The sequence below is a fragment of the Sporosarcina koreensis genome (genome assembly GCF_001531445.1).
GTDB classification, from domain to species: domain Bacteria; phylum Bacillota; class Bacilli; order Bacillales_A; family Planococcaceae; genus Sporosarcina; species Sporosarcina koreensis_C.
The window spans coordinates 59,585-67,003 of sequence record NZ_LQYA01000251.1 but is presented as its reverse complement, the minus strand read 5'-3'; the positions used below and the strand labels follow the sequence as shown (position 1 = coordinate 67,003).

Below are 7,419 nucleotides of genomic sequence, written 5' to 3'. Positions count from 1 at the left end.
CCTCATCGTGGATGGTGTGGCAGGCCGGCTGACTATCGCTTCGGTTGATTTAGCAGTATCCACAATGGAAAAGGGGGAAGCAGTAGTGGCAGAACCGAATCCAAGCATCGTCAGTCCATCGCATAGACAGGCGTGGGAATGGGCTAAGTCGAAGGGCTTTCTGACGGAAGGCGATCAGCCCGGTATGCGGCCGAAGGATTCTCTAACACGTGAGCAGTTTGCGACAGTATTGAAACGGGTATATGATGACCTAGGCAAGATATGATTTGAATAAGTAAGATGACTGTTATAAGCACCCTATCCTTTTGTGGAGCGGATGCTTATTCTTACATCATTTATTTTCCGGATTAATACCATTCGGTTCTTTACCAAAACGATTCATCCTTTGTGACCGCAACTCATCCGGGGATTCCTGAAAGGAGTAACCTTTTTCAATAATCGTTTGCGGATCCATTCCATTCGGCTCTCTATCCGACTTATAACTTTCCTCGACTTTTGCAGCAGGCTGCTGTTGTTGCCCCGCTTCATTATTCCTGCTGTTTTCCACAAATTCATTTTTAAAATCCTGTTTATTTTCATTTGTTCGACGTTTTTCTTTCTTGAAGTCTTTTTCCATTTCAATATCCTCCTTGGAACTATTTTCTGACATCCATTTACATCGCTCCGTACTATTCAATTGCCTTTTTTGCCAGAATCAAAACGTCATCCAATCGCATACTAATCCCAAACGATCGAGAATGAAAATTCCGCAAACTAGTAAAGGGGTTTTCTTTATAGGGGAATCATGATATATTATCAATACGTTAATAGACTAAAGTGCTAAAGAGAGAATGCGAAAGGAGAGACATCAATGAAAAAATATATGACATTATTTATCATTTCAATAGTTGCTTTACTTGTCGTAACAGGTTGCGGCAGTTCAACCGGTAAGTCCGGAGGGAAGGATGTTCTCGTTATTGGAGTGGATGATAAATTCGCCCCGATGGGTTTCCGGGATGAAAGCAATGAATTGACTGGATTCGATATCGAATATGCGATGGCGGCAGCGGAGCATATGGGGATGGAAGTGAAGTTCCAGCCGATCGATTGGAAAACAAAAGAAACCGAATTGAGCAGTGGAAGAATTGATTTGATCTGGAATGGGTATACAATCACGGATAAACGTAAAGAAAAAGTGCTTTTTACAAAGCCTTACTTGAAAAATGCGCAAGTTGTAGCTACATTAGCAGATTCCGATATCGCCCTACTGAAAGACCTTTCCGGCAAAAAAGTCGGCTTGCAAGCTCTTTCCTCGGCGGCGAATGCGCTGAACGACAATCCGATCCAATCGGAAATCAAGTCTGTTTCAGAGTACTCGGATAATGTCCTTGCACTTTCCGACTTGAAATCAGGCCGTGTGGATGCTGTAGTCATTGACGAAGTTGTCATCGATTATTATATGTCCAAAGAGGAAGGCGCTTTTAAAGTGTTGGACGAGTCATTAGCGCCTGAAGAGTATGGCGTCGGCGTGAAAAAGGGTAATGAAGAATTGCTTGAAAAATTACAGACAGCTCTAGATAAAATGAATGAAGACGGCAGTGCAGCGAAAATATCCACGAAATGGTTCGGGGAAGATAAAGTGCTTAAATAATGAATCAAGCATGCCGGGTTTTCGATGAGAAAACCTGTTTTGCTTTTTTAGAAGGAGTTATCACTTATGTCTATCGATTATTTTTTGTCCATCTTAAAACCGATGCTGGAAGGGGCCCAAGCGACGATTATCTTATTCTTAGTCGCCATCATAGTATCCATCCCGCTTGGCTTCCTGCTGACGTTAATTGTAAGGAGTTCCATCAAACCGTTAGCATATTTGGCAAATGCCTATATTTATTTAATGAGGGGAACACCGCTCTTATTGCAACTTCTATTCATCGTTTTCGGCTTGCCGCTAATTCCGGTAATCGGGGAGTACTTGGTGCTTGACCGATTTGTTGCTGCATGTTTAGGCTTTATTTTAAATTACGCAGCTTATTTTGCCGAAATTTTCCGTGGCGGTCTACTTTCAATTGATAAAGGCCAATATGAAGCTGCGCAAGTACTTGGATTGAATAGATGGCAGACAATGAGCAACGTTGTGCTGCCTCAAATGTTCCGTGTCGCATTGCCCTCAGTGGCGAATGAGTCTGTCACTTTGGTGAAGGATACCGCTTTGCTGTACGCGGTAGCAGTCCCTGAACTGTTGCACTTTGCACAGACAGCAGTCAACCGTGACTTCACTATAACGCCATTCTTGCTGGCAGGCGTCATCTATCTACTGATCACGCTATGTTTGACAATGTTCTTCAAATGGTTGGAAAGGCGTTTACGGTTTGATTAATTTAGTGATTGATAGTAAGGAGTGAAAGGGAATGCCGATTCTTGAAGTGGAAAACATAAAGAAATCATTTGATTCGCTTGAGGTACTCAAGCAGATCAGTTTTGAAGTAAATAAGAATGATGTCATTGCAGTCATCGGTCCGTCCGGATCGGGGAAAAGTACCATGCTCAGAAGTCTGGTCCATTTAGAGGAATTGGATGGAGGAAACGTTTCGGTCAATGGAAATTATATCGTGAAGGAAGGAATCTATTCGAAGCCACAACTTGTAAAACAGATCACCTCCAAGATGGGGATGGTATTTCAGCATTTCAATCTGTTTCCGCATTTGACTGTAGTTGAGAATCTTGAACTTGCGCCTAAGCTTCTGAAACAGGGAAGCGCTGAACAAAATCGGAGCTTGAGCATGGAATTATTAAAGAAGGTCGGTCTTTCCGACAAGGCTGATGTGTTGCCTTCCAAACTTTCCGGTGGTCAGAAACAACGGGTTGCAATCGCACGTGCCCTAATGAGGAAACCTGAAATTCTTTTGTTCGATGAACCTACTTCAGCCCTCGATCCGGAATTAACAGGTGAAGTTCTTCGTGTCATGAAAGATCTTGCGCAAGAGGGTATGACGATGGTTGTTGTCACACATGAAATGGAATTTGCAAAAGACGTCGCTACCAAAGCGATTTTCATGGACAAAGGAGAAATCGTCGAGTCTGGAAGTCCTGTCGATCTATTAACGAATCCGCAAATGGAAAGGACAAAATCGTTTCTACATCGGACATTGCAAACATGAATAAAATACTCCGCACAAGGGATGCCATCATTTTGACAACAATGTGAAGTTGGAATTATCATGTGAAAAATATGATACACTACGGAGGGATAGCTAGAGCATAAGGAGATGTAAAGAATGAATCAGTCCGGAGAATCAATCGTAGGAAGGCCTTTCAAGAAAAGAAATTATAGACCTGCGATAATTATTCTATCCGTTGTTTTGATAGGAATTATCGGATGGCTGTCTGGAAAGCAAGGAGTGGAAGATTTCGATGCATTCGATGTCACGATTCTTCCATTAATGAATGCTATTTTCAATAGCTTCACATTCCTTTTCTTAGTCGGGGCACTCATTGCCATCAAGAAAAGAAATGTGGATGTCCATCGGAAATTTATTTATGCCGCATTTTGCACGACTGCTTTGTTCCTTGTCACATATGTCGCTTTTCACTATTTGTCGCCATCCACTCCATATGGCGGGAGCGGTGTGTTAGCGGGTATCTATTATTTTGTTCTCATCACTCATATACTACTTGCTGCGGCAATTGTGCCGCTCGCTTTAACGAGTGTTGCGAGGGCTTGGAATAGGGAGCATGAGCGTCATCGTAAAATAGTGCGATGGACGATGCCGATCTGGTTGTATGTCAGTTTTACCGGTGTACTCGTCTACATACTAATCTCACCATATTATTAACATGAAAAAGGCTGCTCCCCATTGGTGGGGAGCAGCCTTTTTTCATATTAAATCAGCGGTCGATCCGGGTAGTCCATACGCGTATTCAAATATTCGCCATCCACTAACACAAGGATTTTCCCTTCGTTGAAATAATCGTTGTAACGATTAGCTTCCTCTTCCGGAATGCCCATGCCGATCAATGCGCCGGCTAGTCCGCCGACTCCGGCCCCGGCAGCCGCGCCAGTGATTCCCGCAACGATGGGACCAGCTGCGACGATTGGACCTATCCCAGGAATTGCAAGTGCTCCGATTCCTGCCAGTACGCCGCCTAAACCGCCGAGCAAGCCGCCAGTTGCCGCACCTGTAGCCGCGCCATCTGCAGCATGCGTTCCAGTTTGTTCCTCGATGTAATCCACATGATCTCTATCTTTACTAATGATGGAAATGTCATTTGAAGTGTATCCTTGTCGTTTCAATTCTTCAATAGCAGCAACAGCTTCTGATTCGTTGTCATAGTACCCTACCACATGTCGTTGAACCATTTAAAACGCCTCCTGAGTAAAGTTTTTTGTTCTAGGTGATTGCTATTCTAGAAAATACCCTATCGTTTCTATTTAAAACATCGGCAACGCCATATTAGATTTAAAGCGTATGTTATCGGGTATTCAACTAACTGTAGAAGAGGAGGCATATGAATGGATTATTTGATAAATGGACTGAAACTCGTTGTCGGGTTGATAGCTTTCTTGATTGTCATCCGCCTTTTAGGAAAAAAGCATCTGGCGGAAATGACACCATATGACATCATTTATCTTATTATGTTTGGAGGAATCCTTGAAGAAAGCTTATATGACAATAAAATATCAATTTGGATGTTCCTGTTCTCGCTTGCTGTATGGGCAGTTGCCATTTTTGCCATCGAAAAATTGGTGTCTCGGTTTAATAGATTACGTATACTCTTAAAAGGGGAGCCAGCTCAATTGATTGCAGACGGGAAAATCAATCAGAAAGCGTTTAAGAAAAACCAATTGGAAATGGAACAGATCCGAACGATGCTTCGTCAACAAGGAATTTTTTCTTTGAGGGAAGTCCGAGATATGTATATCGAACCCGGCGGCCAAATTTCCATTAATTCATTTGCCAAATATAAATCTGTCTTGGCAGATGATTTGGGTGTCGAGAAAAAGGAAGAGGAACCAAGTGTATTGCTCGTTGATGAAGGGGAAGTGAAATCGGAAGTCTTGCATGCAATCGGAAAATCAAATCAATGGCTAGAACAGGGGATAAGGGAGGAAGGTTATCATCATGCAAAGGATATTCTCTATTGCGAATGGTCGGAGACGAATGGTTTCTTCATTAAAGGATTTGCTGATACTATAGAGTTAAATGGTCATCAGCCAAGCTGATCGGCTGAAGTAACCGTTCGAAGTTGTAACGGGGTGGAATTCTGATGAGAGGTGCACTTATGAAAACAGTTGTCGGAGGGGTGCAATGGGCGGTTTTTTTATTCGCATCCTCAATTGCAGCTCCTATTGCGATTGCTCATGTGTTTGGAATGGATGCTGCTGAAACTGGGCTTTTCATTCAACGTACGATGTTTGTGCTTGGGATTGCATGCCTTGTTCAAGCGATTGCCGGGCATCGCCTGCCGATCAATGAAGGACCAGCAGGTTTATGGTGGGGAATTTTCGTCGTCTACGCCGGAATGGTAGGCATTGCATACCCTACGGGCGAAGATGCTCTGCAAGCATTGCAAAGCGGAATGCTAATCAGCGGCGCCCTATTTATTTTATTGGCGATTAGTGGATTGATAACGAAAATGAAAGATCTATTTACGCCTACGGTTACATTTACATATTTGATGCTTCTCATTTTGCAATTAAGCGGTACTTTCCTTAAAGGAATGGTAGGTGTTGAAAGTGCAGGGGACAAGATTGACGGTCTATTATTCCTTGGGAGTTTCGCGGTCGTTATCGTGACATTCATTACAATGAACCATAAAGTGTCTTGGGTTTCCAGGTATTCCGTTCTCTTATCGATCGGATTCGGATGGATTCTATTCATGCTCATCGGTAAGGCAGAAAATGTAAATCTTCAGAGCGGACAATGGGTCCGGCTTCCCGAGCTTTTCGTGTACGGAAAGCCGGTTTGGGACAGTGGCATGTTTATAACTGCAGTTTTTATTACACTGTTGCTGATTGCAAATATGATGGCATCCATCCGGGTGATGGAAAGCTTGTTGAAGCAGTCTTTTTCAATCACTCCGCCGGATCGAATGAAACAGGGGTCAATCGCTTCAGGGATTAATCATTTATTTGCAGGAGTCTTTTCTGCCATTGGACCTGTTCCCATTTCGGGCGCTGCAGGATTTGTCGGTGCGACGAGAATGGCATCACTTAAACCGTTCATAGCAGGCAGTGTTATTGTGATCAGCATGACGCTTATTCCTTCAATCATGTCAGTATTTGCTGTTTTGCCGGCGCCGGTTGCGTATGCGGTCACGTTTGCAATCTTTTCAAAGATGGTTGAAATGGCCTTCCACGAACTTGATGCTGAGCCGAAGCGGGACCGCTCCTATAAGGTGGCGGCTATCGGATTGATGATCGGAGTCGGAATCATGTTCATCCCACAGGAGAGCATGTCCGAATTGCCCCATGCTGTTTCAGCCGTCCTGTCGAATGGGTTGATAACGGGTACAGTCATTGCCATATTGATCGAACGGTTTTATATAAGTAGGGAAAAGCATGCCGTTGAATAACAGAACGGAAAAGCTGTCGATCACTCGGAGAAGTAATCGACAGCTTTTACATTTGAATTCATTATTCTGGAGGAAAGACTCAAATTCAATATTTGTTCAAATGCATCGTCTGCTGAATCAGCATAAATAACAAAATCATTTTCGTGTGGATGTTTTGTCGTTGAATACGCATAGCGAGGATCGTAGTAGTATTCAAGCAATAAGGCAACTGCTTCCTCGAACTTCCCTTCGCCTATTCTTACCTCTATCTCTTTTGCGATGGGCATATGAATGCGCCTTTTAATTAATTTGAATGCTTCGATGAACTTAACTTCAGCTCCCCAAGGATTATAATCAGCCAGGATGTTTTTAACGCGTTGTTCCATTGGAAGATGGATGAAAACATGGATTCCATTTTCTTTTTTATCGAATAAAAAAGAGGGGATCAGCACTTTGCCAATTCTTTTGCTTTCACCTTCCAAATAGACGTATGGTTCATCTTTCATCTTTTGCAGTTCATGGATAAGCAATGAATCGAACTTTTTTTGGTTATTCGGTTCGAGCCCAATATGACCAAAAATAGACCCCCGATGTCCTGCGAGCTGTTCCAGATTGATGACAGGAAATCCTTCGTCAGCTAGCCGGTTTAGAAGAACAGTCTTGCCGGATCCTGTATATCCATTCAACACAATCAATTTCGGTGAAAATGATTCCTTTTCCAATTCTTTTACAACCCATTGGCGATAGGTCCGTATTCCGCCACTTAACCGGTTTGCTTGGATGCCCATTAAATCTAGGACAGTTGCGGCTGTTTTGCTTCGCATACCCCCCCGCCAGCAAAAGACGGTCATTGGCGTATTTATCTTTTTAAACTGCCGAATAAAAGCG

Annotated in this window: 9 protein-coding genes and 1 pseudogene; 7 read left to right on the top strand and 3 right to left on the bottom strand. The window is 43.1% G+C overall.

From position 1 onward, the window contains the following. A pseudogene (locus AWV70_RS21240) lies at nucleotides 1-265 on the top strand (hypothetical protein); the annotation flags it as partial. A gap of 66 nt (nucleotides 266-331) precedes the next feature. Here AWV70_RS21240 and AWV70_RS21235 read toward each other — a convergent pair. Then, nucleotides 332-616, bottom strand: a complete 285-nt coding sequence (locus tag AWV70_RS21235) for a hypothetical protein (RefSeq protein WP_060210473.1) — start codon at nucleotides 614-616, stop codon at nucleotides 332-334. Nucleotides 617-850: 234 nt separating this feature from the next. On the opposite strand from AWV70_RS21235, the gene AWV70_RS21230 reads away from it, so the two are divergent. The 4 genes from AWV70_RS21230 (at nucleotide 851) to AWV70_RS21215 (ending at nucleotide 3,812) form a co-directional block, all read left to right on the top strand. Beyond that, entirely contained in the window at nucleotides 851-1,630 is a 780-nt protein-coding gene (locus AWV70_RS21230) for an amino acid ABC transporter substrate-binding protein (RefSeq protein WP_060210472.1), read from the top strand. 66 nt (nucleotides 1,631-1,696) lie between these two features. Continuing rightward, nucleotides 1,697-2,356, top strand: coding sequence for an amino acid ABC transporter permease (locus AWV70_RS21225; RefSeq protein WP_060210471.1), 660 nt, complete (start codon nucleotides 1,697-1,699; stop codon nucleotides 2,354-2,356). 31 nt (nucleotides 2,357-2,387) lie between these two features. Beyond that, nucleotides 2,388-3,137 carry an amino acid ABC transporter ATP-binding protein gene (locus AWV70_RS21220; RefSeq protein WP_060210470.1) on the top strand — a complete coding sequence of 250 codons (750 nt, stop codon included), beginning with the start codon at nucleotides 2,388-2,390 and terminating at the stop codon, nucleotides 3,135-3,137. 117 nt (nucleotides 3,138-3,254) lie between these two features. After that, nucleotides 3,255-3,812 (top strand): DUF420 domain-containing protein, encoded by a 558-nt coding sequence (locus AWV70_RS21215; RefSeq protein WP_060210469.1) that lies wholly within the window; start codon nucleotides 3,255-3,257, stop codon nucleotides 3,810-3,812. Nucleotides 3,813-3,859: 47 nt separating this feature from the next. Here the strand turns inward: AWV70_RS21215 and AWV70_RS21210 are convergent, their stop codons facing one another. Further along, a complete protein-coding gene (locus tag AWV70_RS21210) occupies nucleotides 3,860-4,336 on the bottom strand; it encodes a general stress protein (RefSeq protein WP_060210468.1) in 477 nt (158 codons plus the stop codon). Nucleotides 4,337-4,489: 153 nt separating this feature from the next. Here AWV70_RS21210 and AWV70_RS21205 point away from each other — a divergent pair, with 153 nt between their 5' ends. Then, nucleotides 4,490-5,200 (top strand): DUF421 domain-containing protein, encoded by a 711-nt coding sequence (locus AWV70_RS21205; protein ID WP_060210467.1) that lies wholly within the window; start codon nucleotides 4,490-4,492, stop codon nucleotides 5,198-5,200. A gap of 59 nt (nucleotides 5,201-5,259) precedes the next feature. Next, nucleotides 5,260-6,552: a purine/pyrimidine permease gene (locus tag AWV70_RS21200; protein WP_060210540.1), complete on the top strand. Its 1,293-nt coding sequence runs from the start codon at nucleotides 5,260-5,262 to the stop codon at nucleotides 6,550-6,552. Nucleotides 6,553-6,572: 20 nt separating this feature from the next. Here the strand turns inward: AWV70_RS21200 and mnmH are convergent. After that, on the bottom strand, nucleotides 6,573-7,419 hold an 847-nt coding region (gene mnmH / locus AWV70_RS21195; RefSeq protein ID WP_235588803.1), incomplete at its 5' end, for a tRNA 2-selenouridine(34) synthase MnmH.